The organism is Psychrobacter sp. CX97, from assembly GCF_057396285.1.
The window spans coordinates 71,426-89,246 of sequence record NZ_JBXYJE010000009.1; the positions used below are offsets into that span (position 1 = coordinate 71,426).

General features: G+C 41.7%; 14 protein-coding genes and 3 pseudogenes. 6 read left to right on the forward strand and 11 right to left on the reverse strand.

Annotated elements, in window-relative coordinates:
* Positions 1-24: 24 nt before the first annotated feature.
* The 7 genes and pseudogenes from antB to AC2SLL_RS08705 form a co-directional block, all read right to left on the reverse strand.
* Positions 25-531, reverse strand: a complete 507-nt coding sequence (gene antB / locus AC2SLL_RS08675) for an anthranilate 1,2-dioxygenase small subunit (RefSeq protein ID WP_486531296.1) — start codon at positions 529-531, stop codon at positions 25-27.
* A gap of 86 nt (positions 532-617) precedes the next feature.
* Complete coding sequence (antA, locus tag AC2SLL_RS08680; protein WP_486531297.1) at positions 618-1,985, reverse strand: anthranilate 1,2-dioxygenase large subunit; 1,368 nt, start codon at positions 1,983-1,985, stop codon at positions 618-620.
* A gap of 167 nt (positions 1,986-2,152) precedes the next feature.
* Positions 2,153-2,755 (reverse strand): alpha/beta fold hydrolase, encoded by a 603-nt coding sequence (locus AC2SLL_RS08685; protein ID WP_486531298.1) that lies wholly within the window; start codon positions 2,753-2,755, stop codon positions 2,153-2,155.
* Positions 2,756-2,892: 137 nt separating this feature from the next.
* On the reverse strand, positions 2,893-3,690 hold the full coding sequence (locus AC2SLL_RS08690) for a 1,6-dihydroxycyclohexa-2,4-diene-1-carboxylate dehydrogenase (RefSeq protein WP_486531299.1): 798 nt from the start codon (positions 3,688-3,690) through the stop codon (positions 2,893-2,895).
* Between the two features lie 50 nt (positions 3,691-3,740).
* Positions 3,741-4,754: a benzoate 1,2-dioxygenase electron transfer component BenC gene (gene benC / locus AC2SLL_RS08695; RefSeq protein ID WP_486531300.1), complete on the reverse strand. Its 1,014-nt coding sequence runs from the start codon at positions 4,752-4,754 to the stop codon at positions 3,741-3,743.
* A 68-nt stretch (positions 4,755-4,822) separates the two neighbouring features.
* Positions 4,823-5,113: pseudogene (locus tag AC2SLL_RS08700) on the reverse strand (muconolactone Delta-isomerase family protein).
* A gap of 24 nt (positions 5,114-5,137) precedes the next feature.
* Positions 5,138-6,256: a muconate/chloromuconate family cycloisomerase gene (locus tag AC2SLL_RS08705; protein ID WP_486531301.1), complete on the reverse strand. Its 1,119-nt coding sequence runs from the start codon at positions 6,254-6,256 to the stop codon at positions 5,138-5,140.
* A gap of 150 nt (positions 6,257-6,406) precedes the next feature.
* On the opposite strand from AC2SLL_RS08705, the gene AC2SLL_RS08710 reads away from it, so the two are divergent.
* Entirely contained in the window at positions 6,407-7,306 is a 900-nt protein-coding gene (locus AC2SLL_RS08710) for a LysR substrate-binding domain-containing protein (protein WP_486531302.1), read from the forward strand.
* Positions 7,307-7,663: 357 nt separating this feature from the next.
* On the opposite strand, the gene AC2SLL_RS08715 is transcribed toward AC2SLL_RS08710, so the two are convergent.
* Positions 7,664-7,924 (reverse strand): AAA-type ATPase lid domain-containing protein, encoded by a 261-nt coding sequence (locus AC2SLL_RS08715; RefSeq protein WP_486531303.1) that lies wholly within the window; start codon positions 7,922-7,924, stop codon positions 7,664-7,666.
* Between AC2SLL_RS08715 and AC2SLL_RS08720 the strand changes: the two are divergent.
* The 3 genes and pseudogenes from AC2SLL_RS08720 to AC2SLL_RS08730 all read left to right on the forward strand — a co-directional run.
* Positions 7,917-8,207, forward strand: a pseudogene (locus AC2SLL_RS08720) (ferredoxin reductase domain-containing protein); the annotation flags it as partial. The gene AC2SLL_RS08715 and the pseudogene AC2SLL_RS08720 sit on opposite strands and share 8 nt — an antisense overlap.
* A 207-nt stretch (positions 8,208-8,414) precedes the next feature.
* Positions 8,415-9,359, forward strand: coding sequence for a catechol 1,2-dioxygenase (catA, locus tag AC2SLL_RS08725; RefSeq protein ID WP_486531304.1), 945 nt, complete (start codon positions 8,415-8,417; stop codon positions 9,357-9,359).
* A 140-nt stretch (positions 9,360-9,499) separates the two neighbouring features.
* A pseudogene (locus AC2SLL_RS08730) lies at positions 9,500-10,283 on the forward strand (DEAD/DEAH box helicase family protein); the annotation flags it as partial.
* Positions 10,284-10,342: 59 nt separating this feature from the next.
* Here the strand turns inward: AC2SLL_RS08730 and AC2SLL_RS08735 are convergent.
* Both AC2SLL_RS08735 and murJ read right to left on the reverse strand, forming a co-directional pair.
* Positions 10,343-11,418 (reverse strand): IS3 family transposase gene (locus tag AC2SLL_RS08735; protein ID WP_486531305.1). Its coding sequence is split into 2 segments (ribosomal slippage): positions 10,343-11,197 and positions 11,200-11,418, totalling 1,074 coding nucleotides; the frame shifts between segments, so codons are not numbered across the junction.
* 131 nt (positions 11,419-11,549) lie between these two features.
* Positions 11,550-13,100, reverse strand: a complete 1,551-nt coding sequence (murJ, locus tag AC2SLL_RS08740) for a murein biosynthesis integral membrane protein MurJ (protein WP_486531306.1) — start codon at positions 13,098-13,100, stop codon at positions 11,550-11,552.
* Between the two features lie 299 nt (positions 13,101-13,399).
* Between murJ and AC2SLL_RS08745 the strand changes: the two genes are divergently transcribed.
* A complete protein-coding gene (locus AC2SLL_RS08745; protein WP_486531307.1) occupies positions 13,400-14,332 on the forward strand; it encodes an HpcH/HpaI aldolase/citrate lyase family protein in 933 nt (310 codons plus the stop codon).
* A gap of 22 nt (positions 14,333-14,354) precedes the next feature.
* Here the strand turns inward: AC2SLL_RS08745 and ampD are convergent, their stop codons facing one another.
* Entirely contained in the window at positions 14,355-14,957 is a 603-nt protein-coding gene (gene ampD / locus AC2SLL_RS08750; RefSeq protein ID WP_486531308.1) for a 1,6-anhydro-N-acetylmuramyl-L-alanine amidase AmpD, read from the reverse strand.
* A gap of 255 nt (positions 14,958-15,212) precedes the next feature.
* Between ampD and AC2SLL_RS08755 the strand changes: the two genes are divergently transcribed.
* Positions 15,213-17,336, forward strand: coding sequence for an Lnb N-terminal periplasmic domain-containing protein (locus tag AC2SLL_RS08755; RefSeq protein ID WP_486531309.1), 2,124 nt, complete (start codon positions 15,213-15,215; stop codon positions 17,334-17,336).
* Positions 17,337-17,821: the final 485 nt, after the last annotated feature.

The following is a 17,821-nucleotide window of genomic DNA, read 5'->3' on the forward strand; positions in this document are numbered from 1 at the left end:
CACCATCGATTTTATACAATACGATTACAAATGGTAAAAATCGAGAACCGAGTCAATCTTGTCATTAAGTAACACAGTGTGCTGAGAAAGAATGCGGAAGCTATCCTGCTCTGGTCGTAGGATATAGGTCGCCCTGCCATAGAAGGTGCCTTCTAACCCTTGACGATTGTAAAGTGTTTGCCAATTTACTTTTGCTTCAACAAGGTTGTCGGGTAGTGTTTTTACTCTGATATTACTAATCATATGTAACGTTCGTGGGAGTGGCGTGGCGGATGCGGCCTTGCCTGTACGAATGCGAAAAACCCGATCTTCAAGTCCTGTCCTGTCGGCATAATAGATATACGATAGCCCTTGATTTGGGTCTTCCACATAGCGATGCTCATCAATCCACTGGGGTACATGATAGCTACTATCTTCATCATATAACGCTAAGTAGTTATCCCAATCATAGTTATCACAAAATTCTGATTTTTCGTTTAAAAACTGGGTAACCTTGAACGTTAAATCTTGTATTGTTAAATTTTGCAACATGGTTTCCTCCTTGTTTATGCTTAACGATAATATTTAGCTTAAAAGGTGTATTAGTTCGCCTTAATTTGCATGATTTATTGACCGTCTCATTGATCTGCTTTCTGATCAATCCCTTTTAAAAGCAAACGTTGCCATTCACCATGTTGGTTCACATATAGACCTTCTTGAGTAATCTCAGTCCCTGTAATAACAGGGCTGATACCCAAGTTTTTAGCATGTTTTCCTTGTGTGTATAGCCAGTTTTGATGGCCACGAGAGATATCACTCCACTTTTCTAGGCGTGCCTGGAAGCCACGTTGTTGCTCTCTAAATTCAACTAAATCATCCGGCGTTCCCATACCAGAAACATTAAAGAAATCCTCAAATTGACGAATACGATTACGCCGCGCCTCTGCACTTTCGCCTTTCACACCAATACATTGACTCACAACCTCGGTTTTATTCCACGCAACTGGGCGAATAATACGCAATTGTGAACTGATTTGATCCATTAAGAATAAACTTGGGTATAAATTGAGGTTACGAAGTCGGTGCATAGCCCACGTAGCATACTCATCGCCATACTCTTCCTGCAATCTTGGCATGACATCCTTATACCCAGGGCGTACTGTAGGATTGGGCATATCGCTAAATAATACGCTATGTCCATTTTTGAAAGTAAACCAACCGTCATCGGTTTGGTCATCCCCTGCGCCTAATTTACTGTAATCTAAGGTATCAGCATCATCTTCTTTTTGCTTAAATTGTTTACGGTGTTGTACGGTGGCCACGTAGTTATAATGCACTGTGCTAACATGGTAACCATCTAAACCGTTTTCATTTTGCAATTTCCAATTGCCTGCAAACGTATAAGCAGATTTACCAGGCAATACTTCTAGCTCACCTGTCGGTGATTGATTGACCACCATATCTAAGAAAATCTTGGCGTCACCTAAAAAGTCTTCTAACGTGTCTTGAGCGTTGATATCTAAGCTGACAAACACAAAGCCACGGTAACTTGCAACGCGAGCTTTTTTCAGGTTGTGATTGGTTTTATCAAATTCTGCATGGTATTCTTTAGGGGATTTTACTTTCAATAAACGACCATCTGATTTATAGCACCAGGCATGAAATGGACAGGTAAAAGTAGATTTATTGCCACAAGAGCTACGTGTTAAGGTTGCACCGCGATGTTCACAGGCATTGGCCATGGCATTTAGGTTACCTTGATGATCGCGGTTCACAATAATTGGCTGACGCCCAATTTGTACCGTGACAAAATCATTATTATTGGGAATTTCACTTTCGTGACAGGCATAAATCCATACCTTCTCGAATATATGTTCCATTTCTAATTCAAAAAGTTCTTCTTGGGTAAACATATCACGTGAGATGCGAAATACCCCATCATTAGGCCGAAAATCAACGCTATTTTCGATAACTTTACGCCACTGGGTTTGGTTAACTTGTTCCATGTTTTAGACTCCTTGCTTAACTATTGATATGGACCTTTAAAGTCGTTTCTATCATTAAAGGCTTTTTTTTGATGTATTACTATCCGATTATTCCAAAGTTTTATCCAATTTAACGCATAGTCTTGTTTTATTGATTCAGGTGAGATACTGCTTATCAGACAATTGTGTCAGATAAACTCCTTAATAAGTTTATTAAATGCGTGACGTTGTTCAATATTGGCAATATGCGATGCCTCGATTGTCGCAAGTTGGGCATTCGGTACTTTATCAACGATAGCCTTTGCATCTGCAACCGTGGTTACAGGGTCTTGTTCACCACCAATCACTAGCATTGGAACTTTGGCATTGGCTAAATCTCCCCGCAAGTCCGCTTTCGCCAATGCTTCACAGCAGTTGGCATAGCCATCCGCATTACCCTTTGCCAAATCGTCGCTCATTTTTATAACGATATCTGGATTATTTTCAATAAAATCTTGAGTAAACCAACGACTGGCTGCGGTATCAGCAATAGGTTTTAAGCCGTTTTGTCGCACACTATCGGCACGTTGTTGCCAAGCACCTTGTTGCCCAATTTTGGCAGCGGTGTTACTAACAATGACTTTATCAAAATATTCATGTCGATTGATAGCAAGCCATTGACCAGTTAAGCCCCCCATCGAAATCCCGCAGAAATTGGCTTTTTTCACTTCTAAGTGGACAAGCAATTCAACCACGTCTTGCCCCAATTCTTCAATGCGGTAGGGATGATTAGGTGCAGAGCTTTTTACCATCCCACTGATGTAACGTTTTTTTAGTCCATGGTGACAATGTTCGCTATCATATTGGACAAGGATTACATCTTATATCCATTGGCAATGTGCTAACGTTCATTTACCCATTGATCGTATTCAATACGCCTATCAATAATTTAGCCTTGGTCACCGCCACCCACAGGTAATACCGTACCCGTAATATATGACGCATCATCTGACGCCAAAAACAGAATCGCTGCCACTTGCTCATTAATTGTGCCATAACGTTTCATAAAGGTACGCTCAACGGTTTGCTCAACCACTTGCTGCATCCAGACTTTTTCATCGTCTGTCTGTGGATTGGTATTGCGTGGCACCTTGCGAGGTGGGGCATTCGTACCACCTGTAGCGACTGCATTGACTCGAATCCCGTCTTTAGCATGTTCAAAAGCAAGGGCAGCGGTCAAGCCATTAACCCCACCTTTGGAGGCCGAATAGGGTACACGGTTAATCCCCCGTGTCGCGATTGATGACACATTGACAATCACGCCTTGCTGTTGTTCTATCATTTGCGGTAGTACGGCACGGCAACACCACAGAGTGGGAAATAGCGAACGATGAACTTCTTTAATAATTTCGTCTTCATTAAACTCATCAAACGGCTTCATCCAAATTGCCCCACCAACATTATTAATAAGCACATCGACCCGAGCGTATTTTTTGACTGCCTGTTTAACTACGTCACTTGCCCCTCTAAAGGTTTCTAAGTCGGCTTTTAGGCTGATGGCTTTGCCTTTATGGGTTTTAATTTCGTCTAATACATCATCAACATAATCAGAACGGTCAACCAACACGACTTGACCGCCCTCACGAGCGATTTGTAAAGCGATACCCCGACCAATGCCTTGGGCAGCCCCCGTGACGATAACGACTTTGTCTTCAAAACGCTTATTTAAATGTTTTTTGGTTGCCATGCTTGGCTTGACTCAATTATTGACTTAATACGTTTTTAAAAACGATAAAATTAGTTGGCAGAGAATTTTTCAAAAAAGAAATTGGCAGGTTGTATACCTTTGCCATCCATCCAACCTTTGACTGCATCTACCATCGCTACGGGTCCGCACAGATAGACATCGACATCGCCATTATTGAGCCACCCATCTTCAATGTGGGCGGTCACATAGCCTTTACGTTCATGCTGAGATTCTTCACTGGCAACAACGGTTCGGTAATCAAACCAAGAGTGGGCGGCTTTAAAGGCGTCAAGGCGTTCAATATCCACAAAATCATCATCATTGGTCACACCAAAGACCAAACGAACCGGATGTTCTGAGCCTTTTTCATCTAGCGTTTTTAACATCGATACAAACGGGGCAATCCCTGTACCCCCTGCCAACATCAAGGTCGGTCGGACAATTGGACGCAAATAAAAACTGCCATAAGGTCCATTAAATTGCATTTTATCCCCGACTTTGGCGGTATCGGTCAGAAAACTGCTCATTTTGCCATTTGGTACATTGCGAACAATAAAGCTGGTTTTGCGATGTAAGGGTTTTGAACTAAATGAATAAGATCGATGTTCATCGGTATTTGGTATGGCGACTTTCACATATTGACCTGATAAGAAACTAATCTCAGGTTGCCCTTCATCCAGCGTTATCTCAAAGCTAATCGTTGAATCAGAGATTTTATGCAAAGCGGTTAATGTGCCTTCAAAGGTATGTGTTTGGGTTTGACAGGATTCTGATGACGCTAAAACCTGTACAACCATATCGGATGTTGGGTTGCATTGACACGCCAAAATATAGCCTTTGGCGGCGTCATCGGCAGTCAATGCGTCTTCAATGTACATATCTTCGTCCATTTCATACTGCCCCGATTCACAGTAGGCTCGACAAGTACCGCATGCCCCATCACGGCAGTCAAGGGGAATGTTGATTTGTTGACGATACGCCGCATCCGAAAGTAACTCACCGTCATTGACGTTGATAAACTTGGTGACCCCATCTTCAAATTGTAAAGCAACATTATGGCTCATACTAAGTCCTTCTCTAATAAAAGTAGTTTTTAATAACAATAAAATCTTTTTTATTGTTGAGTTAACAATTAGCTGTCATCGTGACGGATCGATGATGCATGGCGATTAAGTGGAGTGACTTCAATTGTCATAAACTTATATATCGGTAACGCTTGCTAGATGGTGTTAAGCTCATCGTTGCTTTCGACATCAAAGATACTGATATCGGAATACTACCCCGAAATCTGCCACAGATGACGCCATTTGCCTTGACGGTGTAGCTCTTGCGAGTAGGCTTATTCGGTAGCTTTGATATCTGCTGCGAGTTTTTCATTAAAATCAATAGGAATATTGGCATCCATTTTTACGTGATACAGCATAGTAACTCCTAATTTATTCAGTGTTTATTGACGGCGCAAATTATCTATTTTAGCTTCATCAAGCTCAATGCCCAGGCCTGCCCTAGTCGGGACGACCAGTTGAAAGTTCTCGTAAGTTAGTGGGGTTTTTAAGATTTCTTCAGTCAAAAGCAATGGCGCAAATAGCTCTGTACCATAGGCAAGGTTGCTAAAGGTACTAAAGGCATGAGCTGAAGCAATGGTTCCGACTGATCCTTCAAGCATAGTACCGCCGTATAGGTCTATGCCTTCATATTGGGCGATTTTGCCAATATCACAGGCTTCGATAAGCCCGCCAGCTTGTTCGATTTTGACAGCGAACACATCGGCGGCGTGTTGTTTGGCAAGTTGATAGGCATGAATAGGGTATTGCACCGCTTCATCTGCCATGATCGCCACATCAAAACGTTCGGTTAAAAATTTTAGGGTATCAATATCATCAATGGCACACGGTTGTTCAATCAAGTCAATCCCGCCTGTTTGCAGTTGGCTAATACCATCGATACACTGCTTCCGTGTCCATGCTCGATTGACATCAACCCGGATACTGACGTCTTTACCCAAGGCTTGCTTAATGGCAACGACATGGTCAACGTCTTCTTGCACTGAGCGTGAGCCGATTTTAAGTTTGAAAGTGTTGTGCCGTTTAGCTGCAATCATGTTTTGGGCTTCGGCGATGTCCTTTTCGGTATTGCCCGACGCCAATACCCAAAGCACGGGTAAACGGTCACGCAAGCGTCCGCCTAGCAATTCGCTTACAGAAACACCCAAACGCTTACCTTGGATGTCAAGTAAGGCTGTTTGAACGGCACATTTAGCAAAGCGATTGCCCATGATATTGCGACTGATAAAACGGATGGTTTGGGCGATATTGTGGCTGTGTTCTTTAGGTAAATTGGTTAGCAAAGGGGCAAAATAGCTATCAAGGTTGGTTTTGATGCTCTCGGGGCTTTCTTCGCCATAGCTTAACCCACCGATGGTGGTGGCTTCCCCCCAACCGACAATACCATCTTGGTCGGTAATTTTAACCAATACCAAGGTTTGCTTCTGCATGGTGGCGACCGACATTTTGTGCGGGCGAATAGTGGGAATGTCTATAATAAGGCTTTCAACGGAGCGGTACATAAATCCCTCTATATTAAACAGTTCTTTCCTTTGATTTATACTTTATTAGAATATAATCGAGATTACCAAGACATTATAACTATAGTAAAATACCTTTTAGATATAATATTTTGGATAATATTAGGGTCGCTTTGCGATAAGGAAGTTTATATGGAAATTCGCCATTTACGTTATTTTGTTGCGGTAGTTGAAGAGCAAAGCTTTACCAAAGCGGCTAATAAATTATTTATCACTCAGCCGCCCTTAAGCCGACAAATTCAAGACCTTGAAGAAGAATTGGGCATTGTGTTACTTGAGCGAGGCTCACGCCCTGTCAAGACGACCGAAGCGGGGCAATTTTTTTATCAGTATGCCAAAAAACTGTTGACCAATCTTGAGCAAATGGTGTCCATGACTCAACGTTTAACGACGTCGCAGCAGGTATTGCGTGTTGGCTTTGTTGGGTCACTATTATTTGGGCTCTTGTCAAGAATCATTTATCAGCTTCGCCAGTTACACCCTGAACTAAAAATCGAGTTGCTAGAGCTTGGCACGCAACAGCAGGTTGAGGCGTTAAAACAAGGCAAAATTGATGTCGGTTTTGGTCGGCTTAAAATCAGTGATTCGATGGTACAGCGTACTTTGCTACGCCAAGAACGTTTAATGGTGGCTGTGCACGCTCATCATCCTTTAGCCGCTATGCATGAAACCGGTGTGTATTTATCCGACATTGCTGATGAGTCTATACTCTTGTACCCCAATACCGCCAAGCCAAGTTTTGCTTCGCATGTGTTGGCGTTGTTCTCGGAACATGGCTTATCACCGACCCATTATCAGGAAGTGAGGGAGGTCAAATTGGCAATAGGGTTGGCAGCATCAGGGGAAGGTATCACAATTGTTCCACTTAATTTGGTAAGTGTACAACTTTACAATCTGGTGTATGTACCGCTGTTAGATGAAGAAGCCACCAGTCCGATTTTTATTGCGGTGCGACATCTTGAGGATAGTCCATATATTGCGTCATTACTAGATACCATTAAGGCTATTTATACAGAAACAAAGGTAATCTAATTGTTAGTATAATTATAAATTCTTCAGCCGATAATCCAGTTTTGCTCGACTAATATTGAACAGTCTGGTGGTTCTACTTATATTATCATTGCTTTTTAACAATACGATTTTAATGACTTGTTAATTAAATACCTCTAAATCAAAACCTTCTGTTAATAAACTATCGATACCCAAAATAGGAGTAGCAGCGCTACCCTTATTGACTTGATTGAGGGTAGTTAATCGCTGTAAACCACTAGATGCTAGCAGTTTTGAAGCCATCTCGATAGTTGGTTCAAATAATTGCTCAGGTAATAGGCTACCCGCCTAAATATAACCTTCGGTTAGTGTCAAAATCAAACCTCGTTCAACCACGTTTTATCGTTCTCGCATATTGCTAATATAAGCGTGTTTTGGCATCACGCGTTGGGCTTGGTCAGTAAAGCCCAAAATAGATTTGTTATATATAGTACGAACTTTTTTTAGAAAATACTCTGCCAACAGTAAAATATCTTCTTTTCGTTCACGCAGTGGCGGAAGGGCAAAGGGAAAGGTATTAAGCCGATAATACAAAACTTGACCAAATTTCCCCATTTTTACTGCCGTTTCAAGCGAGCCATTGGTGGCTACTAAAGGCATTAGCTTTGCCCTTTACCATCCGTTACCGTTTCAGGCAGGGCAGTATATCAATCTGCAAGTGCAGGATTTCGAAGGCTCACGAGCGTTTTCAATCGCTAACCCACTATCAATAGCCGGTACTGTAAAATTACATGTACATAAATCCGATGACAAAGACGTAATTTTTATCGCCGGTGGCTCTGGCTTGTTTAGCCCCGAACCAATGATTTTAGACTTACTTGAACAAGGTAATAAGCGTCAGATTTATCTATTCCAAGGGGCAAGAAATTTAGGCGAACTTTATTTTGGTTCAAAAAGATTTAATATAAATATACCTTTAAGATATAGTTAGATGCTTATAATGTGTTAGCCAAACGCCAAAATATGGCTTAAATTACTTTTAAAGTATGATATTAGGATGAAAGGAATATAACCAAGCAGTTTCTATGAATTGTATATAGCTTGTTTATACTGGCATATACACTAATCTGTCGATCATAGGGAGATAACCATGACAGCGAAAAACGTAAAAATATTTGATAGCAAGGATGTACAAAATTTTCTAGCCTTAGTGAGTGGTCTAGAGCAAGACGGTGGTAACCCGCGTGTTAAGCAAATTTTACATCGCATTGTCTCTGACTTATTCAAAACTATTGATGATTTAGACATCACCCCTGATGAATACTGGCAAGCCATTGCATATATTAATACGCTGGGACAAAGCAATGAAGCGGGACTCCTTTCACCTGGCTTGGGCTTTGACCATTTCTTAGATATGCGTATGGATGCCCAAGATGCAGCATTGGGGATTGATAACCCAACACCACGTACCATCGAGGGACCTCTATATGTTGCAGGTGCTCCTGAATCAGTCGGCTATGCCCGCATGGATGATGGTAGTGATGTCAATGGCACACCACTTATCTTACATGGTACGGTATACAGTGCAGAAAACAAACCTGTTCCCAATGCCAAAGTCGAAATCTGGCACGCCAATACCAAAGGCTTTTATTCGCACTTCGACCCAACGGGTGAACAACAACCCTTCAATATGCGTCGTACTGTGATAACCGATGCTAAAGGTCAATATAAAGTCCGTACCATCGTCCCAGCAGGTTACGGCTGTCCCCCTGAAGGTCCTACCCAACAGTTATTAAACCAACTCGGTCGTCATGGTAACCGCCCTGCCCATATTCACTACTTTGTTACCGCTCCTGACCATCGCAAACTCACCACCCAAATCAACGTCGCCGGTGACCCTTACACCTATGATGACTTTGCGTATGCCACCCGTGAAGGCTTGGTCGTAGAAGCGATTGAACATAATAGCCCTGAGGATTTAGAAGCCTTTGATATGGGAGTCCCGTTTGCCGAAATGGTGTTTGATATCCATTTAAGCCCGTTAGTCGATGGCGTGGATAACCAAGTGGTAAATAGACCTCGCCTACAGCCTTAATCAGCCGTTTTGTCGTAGAAAATAGGTAAAAGTAATCAGACCAACTGACAACATTGGTCTGATTTTTTCTAAGTATAAGTATTTGTCTAAAAAATTTATTCAAAAAAGCCATAACAAGGATATTATTGCTATGATTCTGCAACAATTTGATCCGCTTTATGCACCTACAGTATAAAAGAGGTTGAGGATGGGCTAGGTCGCAAAACCAAAAAAGAAACCATGATTTTCCCACGTTATCATCAGTGGTATGTAGTGACTAAGTTGATTAAAGATGCAGTTAAGCAGGACAAAGTCAGACAAGCCAAACAAGAGAATCCTAACTTAAATAAAAAGGTTCAAAACCGTTACCTGATTCAGCACAGTGCAGGCTCGGGTAAATCTAACTCGATTGCGTGGACAGCGCACCAATTGTCAACGCTTTATAACGAGGCAGGCACGAAACTGTTTGACTCAGTGATTGTGGCGACGGACAGAACAGTGCTGGATGATCAATTGCATGACACCATTTATCAGTTTGAACATGCGCATGGGGTAGTGGGGCGTATTAACTGTAAAGAGGGCGAGGGATCTAAGTCTGAACAACTGGCAGAGGCATTGCTAAACTCTCAGCCGATTATTATCGTGACTATTCAAACCTTTCCGCATGTGCTTAAAGTGATTGAAGACTCTAGCGTACTAAAAGAAAGACGCTACGCCATCATTGCCAATGAAGCGCACTCATCACAATCGGGTACGACCTCACATCAGCTAAAAGAAGTGCTGATAGCTAGCCCGACGGCTAATAGCGACACTGGTAGTGAATTACAATCACAAATCGATAGAGAACTCTCCGCCGAAGATATGCTTGATGCGACCTTTAGCGCCCGCCGCGGCAGTGATAACTTAAGCTATTATGCGTTTACCGCCACGCCAAAATCAAAAACCTTTATGACATGCTGGTAGTGGAAATACCCCATTCTTAACACAACAACATCGTAGAATAATTAAGCAACCTGTCTATACTCAGCAGGTGTCATATCATTAAGTGAATCATGAGGTCTTTGGGTGTTATAAACCTTGATCCAATCTTCAGTCAGTTGACTGACCTCATTTAAGTTATTAAATAAGTAACAATCTAAAACCTCATTGCGGTAACTGCGATTAAACCGTTCAATAAAAGCATTCTGATAAGGACATCCAGGTTCGATATAGTCAATATAAATACCATGAGCCGATGCCCAGTCAGTAAACACTTTAGAGGTAAACTCACTGCCGTTATCCACACGAATTTGCTTAGGATAGCCATGCCACTCGGCTAACTGATCAAGGTAGCGAATCACTCGGAGTGAGGGAATACTGGTACCAATATCAATGCCGAGTACTTCGCGGTTATAATCATCAATCACATTAAAGGTTCGAAAGCGAATATTGTTGTGTAGTCTGTCGCTCATGAAATCCATTGACCAAGTATGTCCCAATGCATTTGGTACACTTAACGGCTGAGGATTGCGTATTGGTAGACGTCTTTTAGACTTACGACGTAGGTTTAAGTTTAACGCTGTATAAACACGATGTACGCGCTTATGATTCCATGAATAGCCAAGCTTGCGTATACGCTTAAAACACTTTGGGAAACCCCAACGATTGTGCTTATCTGTTAGCTCATTTAAAACCTCAATAATCTCACTATCATCAGATAGTTTAGGCTTATAGTAGTAAGCAGTTCGACTGATGCAGACGACCTGACAACTCAATGCAATACTGACACCATACTGCGCCTGTAACTCTTGCGCCCAGACTTTGCGCTCGTGGGCAGGCGCTATAGCTTTTTTATGATCTCTTCCTGCATCTGCGCTTTGAGGCTTAAATCAGCAAACATCTGTTTAAGCCTACGGTTTTCTTCTTCAAGCTCTTTTAATCGCTTAACATCAGAGGCTTCCATACCACCGTACTTGGAACGCCATTTATAGAAAGTCGAGCTAGCAATCCCGTATTTACGGCACAGCTCTTTAGCAGGTATTCCAGCTTCTGCTTCTTTTAATATCGATACGATTTGGGTCTCAGTCATTCGTTTGCTCATATCAAAACTCCTTATGGGTATTTTATAAGAAATTCTACGTTTGAGCTGTGTTATTTTAGGGGATAGTTACAAATCAATATCACGATTGGCTGCCTAAAATGGGCTTAGCCTATTCTACCCGCTTCAAAGTTTTATCCATGTTTTAGCTGATGGGGGCGGAAGCCTGTTGCTAATAGGACAACGGCATAGACGGCGGCTCCGATGGCACAGATAATCAGTAGTCCCACAATGCGTTCCCACTGTGCTCCATTTGTGGGGAAATATGGGAGAACAGCATACAATGCCCCAACCATCGCCACGCTAGAGAGGGCAAATTGAATCGACAGTTTTTTCCAATGGCTACCAAAGCGGTATAAGTCGCGTTTATGCAGTAAATAGTACAGCAGGCCGGCGTTGACAAATGAGGCTCCCGTTGTGGCTAATGCTAACCCCCCATGCAGGGGCAATTCGAAATAGTAAAAAATGCCAACAAATATAACACTGAAAACCATGTTGGCAATAACGGCAATGATACCAATTTGAACGGGTGTTTTTGTGTCTTGACGGGCAAAAAATGCGGGGGCAAATATCTTGATTAACATAAAGCCCAGAATTCCGCCAGACATACTGCGTAGTGCTAAGCCGCTCATGTTGGCATCACGCAGCACAAATTCTCCTCGCATAAATAACGACTGCATCAGCACGTCAGACAGTACAAACAGGGCACATGCTGCTGGCAAGCCAACGACTATAATGAGTTTTGCCGCCCAATCTAACGTTTTACGAAAGGTAATGTCATCTTTTTTGGCTTCTGAGGCAGATAAGCTGGGTAGTATAACGGTACCAATGGCAACGCCAATCAAACCAAGGGGAAGTTCGCTCAAACGTTCTGCGGCATATAACCAAGAGACGGAACCGCTTATCATTAAAGAGGCCAATATGGTATTGAGCAGTAAATTAATTTGGGTTACTGACACGCCAAAAATTGCGGGTAGCATCAGCTTTAATATTTGACGCACCCCTTCGTGTTGGAAGTTGATTTTAGGGGCAACAAGAAGCTTTTGCAGATAGAGCTGTGGCAATTGTATAAAAAATTGCAGCAGACCTGCGATGGCAACGGCATAACCAAGCGCCATAATGGGTTTATCAAACATAGGCGCAAAAAAGAGCGCGCCACTAATCATACATAAGTTGAGTAGGACAGGAGCTATTGCAGGGGCGGCAAAACGTCCATAACTTTGCAAGATGCTACCAGCAAAGGCAGTCATCGAAATAAATAGCAAATAGGGGAAGGTCAAGCGCAATAATTCACTTGCCGTGGCAAATTTTTCAGGTTCATCGGCAAAGCCTGGTGCAAAGAGCGCTATGACCCAAGGCGCAGCGAGGATAACTACTACGGTTAATAGGGATAAAATCATCAATAATGCACCCGAGGTGCGGCTAATGAGAATCTGCACTTCTTTTAGAGTAAAGCGTTCTTTGTATTCAGATAATACAGGAACAAAGGCTTGACTAAAGGCACCTTCAGCAAAAAGACGGCGCAAAAAGTTAGGTATTTTGAATGCCACTAAAAAAGCATCCATTAACCCACTAGCGCCAAATACCCCCATGAGAACCATATCTCGTACAAGCCCTAATATACGTGAGACCATGGTCATTGAACTGACTATCATTGTTGAACGAAACAGTTTACTTTTTGCCATGTTAGTGAGTAGCCATCAGTTATCATTATTTATTATGGGTTTTGAAGTCGTAAATTATAACACTATCTATATGAATGATTGATAGGAAGTAGATGGGATGTCAATGTAAATGATAGAAAGGCGACTGATAAAAGTCTGACGATAAAAGGGGATGAGTTAGCCGATAAAAAATAAATGCGTCTATAATAGGAATTGTAGCTACGTATCGCCCACAAAACCTACAAAATATTCAATAAAGGGTTAAATGCTCTAATATAATAAGAGCATAGTTTATTAGATAACTCTTATAAGGTAGCGCTATGACAGTTTTAAAAAAACCAAACCAGCAGAATCAAAAACAACATCAAGGTCTAAGCAGGGTTTCGGTACTGGCACCACGCAGTTGGTTGTTTGTGCCGGCCAGTCGCCCAGATCGCTTTGGCAAAGCCTTAGCAACAGAGGCAGATGCCGTTATTATTGACCTTGAAGATGCCGTAGACCCTACAGAAAAAGAAGAGGCCCGTGCAAATATTGTAGAGTTTTTTGCTAATGAGCTAGATGGTATTGAGTTAACCCAGCACATTGCTAAAAATCAAACCACATCTTCTACGTTACCGCAAATCTGGATTCGTCTTAATAATGATGAGTATTTAGAAGATGATTTAGTCATGTGTGGTCAGTTACCAAACATTGATAAATTAGCTGGCGTGCTGTTACCAAAAGTGGCTACTGCTGATGTTATTACTCAAGTCTATGGCATTGTAGAAGCCCCTGTTGTGATACAAATAGAAACTGCTCTTGGTGTGAGTAACTTAGTAGATATAGCTAAAGCTGAAGGTTTACGTGCAATTAGTTTTGGGCGCCTAGATATTTGTAATGATTTGAACTTGAGAGCGGGGTCTGTTGCAGAGCAAGACTTTTTTAAGCAATTAAGAGTGCAAGTAGTCGTATTAAGTAAGGCAAACGGCTTACTAGCTCCGATAGAAAGTATCTATGCAGATTTTAATGACACAGCGGGATTAAGCGCTTTAGCCCAATACGCTAGTGATTTAGGCTTTGCTGGCATGTTATGTATTCATCCTAGCCAAGTGAGTACGGTTAATCAATCATTTAGCATCAATGATGAACAGCTAAGATTTGCTGAGAAAGTGGTTGCACATTATCAAAAAACGGGAGAGAGTGTTTTCGCCATTAATAGTGTAATGGTGGATCTACCTGTTATCTTGCAATGTAGGAGAATTCTTAGCCACTAAAATGGTTCATTAGGTCTGCATACTATACAGCCATTAACTCACTGACCATTTTGCGAAATCTTGCCCAAGCAAAAAATGCTCCTGGATCGGTTTTACGACCTGGGGCAATATCACTGTGCCCAGTAATATGGCGTCGAGTTTTAGGATAGGCGTGATGTATTGCTACCACCACCTTAGCTAGCGTCTCATATTGGGCGTCAGTAAATGGTTTAAAGTCAGATCCTTCAAGTTCAATGCCAATACTATAATCGTTGCACTCAGGCTTGGCTAAATAGCTAGATCGTCCAGCATGCCACGCTCTATCGTCAAATTTGACAAATTGAGTAATGTTGCCATTCCGCTCTATAAAAAGATGTGCCGACACTTGCATCCCTTCTATGGTTTTAAAATAGGGATGTGCCTCCCAATCTAGCTCATTGGTAAATAAGGCTTTAACATAGTGAGTACCGCTTGCGTCAGCTTGCTCAAACTCATTAGGAGGTAAACTGATATTATGAATCACAATAGCGCTGATATCAGTATTTTCAGGTCGCTTATTAAAGTTGGGAGAAGGGAGCCAATCGGCTTGTTCAAGCTGCCCCTCTAACACTGTCATTAAGTTATAGATAGGTTTTTTATTTTTCATATTACCTTCATATTAGTATCACGAATTGATTATAACTGCCTACTAATTATAAATGCCTATTGATTATTCATGCTTATAAAAACCAAGCCAGTTCATTGTCATGTTATCATCATCTAAGCATAGCAAACTAGAGATAATGAGTAGATAAATTAGATCAGAATCAAAGTAATTGAAAAGGTTACTGCATTAACCTCGTATGTCTTTTAATTTGAGCATTTTAGAATACGTTGACACAGCTAATAAATAAGGTTGAGAATGTCTTACTTTGTCGTTTTAACTAAATCAGACCATGCCATGACTTTTAATCGCATAAAAACAATAAGCCAACTGGTTGTGCTCACAATGGGCGCTAGTTTGGGTACAGGTTATGCTAATGCCTTAGCCCCTGTTGTAACCAGCTTACAAGCTGATCAGGTAGTCGTTAAATCAGGTCAAACTAATAACTTGGAACACCGCCATATTTCACAAGAGGCCTACCAAGAGGATCAGCAAGAAGATCAGCAAGAAGATCAGCAAGAGATCAAAAAAGCGATTGCAGCAGCGATTGAAAAAGATCTGGCTAATCATCCCTCTTGGCTACGTCTGCATTATTATCAGCGTAAGGATTATCAGCGCAAGGGTCGAGCCAGTGAAGCTGCATACGATAGCAAGGTCAAGAATCGTGATTTCTTTATTAGCGATAAGGGCAGAACAGACCCCCAAGCGGAGCTGATTGCAACGCTTGAGGCTATGCTATCTAATACCTCAGGTGTTCAAGTTAATAACACTCTTAATCAAAACACTCTTAATCAAAATACTGCCAGTCAACAAAACCCTAATCAGGAAAGTCGCAATATAGCGTGTCAATTTCCTGCCCGAACACATTGGCTAAAAACGCAACTTGGCTTAAATATAGAGCCATCATACTGCCCTGAACTTGAGGCGTGGCAACAACAATTAGACCCCAAACGTTTATCTGTCATTTTTGCTGAAGAGTATCTCGACAATCCTTTATCGGCTTTCGGTCACACGCTCTTGCTCATTGATTCCAGCGCTAGCCTTGCCAATCGTGCTGATATTGACAAAGCGCACGCGCTGAATGCGACTGTTGGAGGCGACCCCAATGATAGCTTTGTTAAATATGCAGCCAAGTCTATGGTAGGGAGCTATCCTAATGATATTACGATTGAGCCTTTTCCTGAAAAGCTGGCTTATTATTTGCAAGGTGACAACCGAGATGTATGGACATACCCACTGGTGCTAACTGATAGTGAAGTACAACAAATCATGCGCCATGTATGGGAAACAAAAGATATTGAGATTCCCTATTACTTTACCAAAGATAATTGTGCGTCAGAAATACTCCGTTATATAGACATTGTTCGTCCTAATAGCAATCTGGTAAATCAGTTGTCGCTTGCGGTGGTGCCCTCTGATATTATTCGTCTGCTCAAGAATGAGGGTTTGATTGCTGATCCAAGATATACACCAGCTGACGATACCTTAGCGCAAGCCAAACGTAATAATCAAAATTTATCTGATTTACCTGAAAGCTCAATCGGAAAGAATGGCAAACTGATATCTACTGAGCTAACACCAGTTGATAACAACCCACTCAATGCCCATTCCATTCAAAGGGCCATGATTGGTGCTGGGCAACAGGATGACGTAGGGTATGTTAGCCTAGCATACCGTGGTGGGTTTAATGACTTACTTGATCGTCCTAGTGGTTATCCTCAAAACTTTGATCTTGAAGGGGTGTCACTTGAGCTAAGAGTATATGGAAATTCTGATAAAAATACCTCTCAATACCATGCAAAACATGACCAAGTAGAGCTTGAAAACGTTACCTTAATACGTGGTCGCTCCTTCAACCCTATTAATACTGCTCAAAGCGGCAATTCCGCATTAGCGACTTGGGGATTGAATCTTGAGGCAACCCAAGTAAAAGATGGATCAGAGATGCACAGCGGCAGTCATTTAGTGGCCAGTGCTGCTTATGAAAAAGGCGTGTCGTTCGCGTTTGGTGTGCCAAAATCAGGCTCGGGTCAATTACCCCCTCAGCTATGTTATGCCCTTGCAACAGGCATTGCCCAAGCTGGTAAAGGTCTCAATAACGGCTATCGGGTAGGGGCTGGTGCAAACCTTGGATGTCGTTATCAGTTCGGTAACAAATCTCGTTTTGTTGGCGAGATTCAGCTGCCTTATTGGTATCATGGTGATATCCATAATACTGAGTCAGGTGGTTCAGTAGGTCATTATTGGCAGCCCATATTTAGTTTAGGTGCGCAGTACGATATTGATAAGAATCAGGCGGTCAGAGTGCAAGGCCGCTACCAGTTTCAAGAGAGAGTTGAAGATAAAAACAGTGTGCAGATTTCTTATGTGAAGTATTTTTAGAGAGCAAAGGGTTTTAGGTGTCTTTAAATTTGGGGCTATGAATGTTTATTTTGCTGATTTATCCAATCAAATTTTAGGGCATGTCGTCTTTTACAGTTAAAAATGGTTGGATTTACATTTTATGGTTAAAAATGGTTTGATTTACACCAACCACCGTCTGTTTTTTAGTGAATATTCCAATATTCTCTTCTAAGTCAGTCGTGTTTAACGATAATATATCCTGTTTTACCCTTGAATAACTACCTGCCCTCTGTTCAACATTAAGGCAGCAGGGAAAGTAGCAGAAAAGGCGAATGTAAAGCAGACATCTAGCTGGTTTTAGCAGTTTAGCCCAGCTAGATTATTTATAAAAAGTATGAGAAAAAATAGATATAAGGAGAAGTATGTTAATTTGGATGTTGATAATTGTTATAAACTGGTGGTTTGGAAGATTGCTTGTTAAACATTCTTCGAAGAGTAGTGCTTTCATTGGCGCAATACTATTA

Excerpts from the sequence above, each read along its gene's own strand:
- antB (WP_486531296.1), bottom strand. The coding sequence starts at position 531 with ATGTTGCAAAATTTAACAATACAAGATTTAACGTTCAAGGTTACCCAG.
- antA (WP_486531297.1), bottom strand. The coding sequence starts at position 1,985 with ATGGAACAAGTTAACCAAACCCAGTGGCGTAAAGTTATCGAAAATAGC.
- AC2SLL_RS08685 (WP_486531298.1), bottom strand. The coding sequence starts at position 2,755 with ATGGTAAAAAGCTCTGCACCTAATCATCCCTACCGCATTGAAGAATTG.
- AC2SLL_RS08690 (WP_486531299.1), bottom strand. The coding sequence starts at position 3,690 with ATGGCAACCAAAAAACATTTAAATAAGCGTTTTGAAGACAAAGTCGTT.
- benC (WP_486531300.1), bottom strand. The coding sequence starts at position 4,754 with ATGAGCCATAATGTTGCTTTACAATTTGAAGATGGGGTCACCAAGTTT.
- AC2SLL_RS08705 (WP_486531301.1), bottom strand. The coding sequence starts at position 6,256 with ATGTACCGCTCCGTTGAAAGCCTTATTATAGACATTCCCACTATTCGC.
- AC2SLL_RS08710 (WP_486531302.1), top strand. The coding sequence starts at position 6,407 with ATGGAAATTCGCCATTTACGTTATTTTGTTGCGGTAGTTGAAGAGCAA.
- AC2SLL_RS08715 (WP_486531303.1), bottom strand. The coding sequence starts at position 7,924 with ATGCCTTTAGTAGCCACCAATGGCTCGCTTGAAACGGCAGTAAAAATG.
- catA (WP_486531304.1), top strand. The coding sequence starts at position 8,415 with ATGACAGCGAAAAACGTAAAAATATTTGATAGCAAGGATGTACAAAAT.
- murJ (WP_486531306.1), bottom strand. The coding sequence starts at position 13,100 with ATGGCAAAAAGTAAACTGTTTCGTTCAACAATGATAGTCAGTTCAATG.
- AC2SLL_RS08745 (WP_486531307.1), top strand. The coding sequence starts at position 13,400 with ATGACAGTTTTAAAAAAACCAAACCAGCAGAATCAAAAACAACATCAA.
- ampD (WP_486531308.1), bottom strand. The coding sequence starts at position 14,957 with ATGAAAAATAAAAAACCTATCTATAACTTAATGACAGTGTTAGAGGGG.
- AC2SLL_RS08755 (WP_486531309.1), top strand. The coding sequence starts at position 15,213 with ATGTCTTACTTTGTCGTTTTAACTAAATCAGACCATGCCATGACTTTT.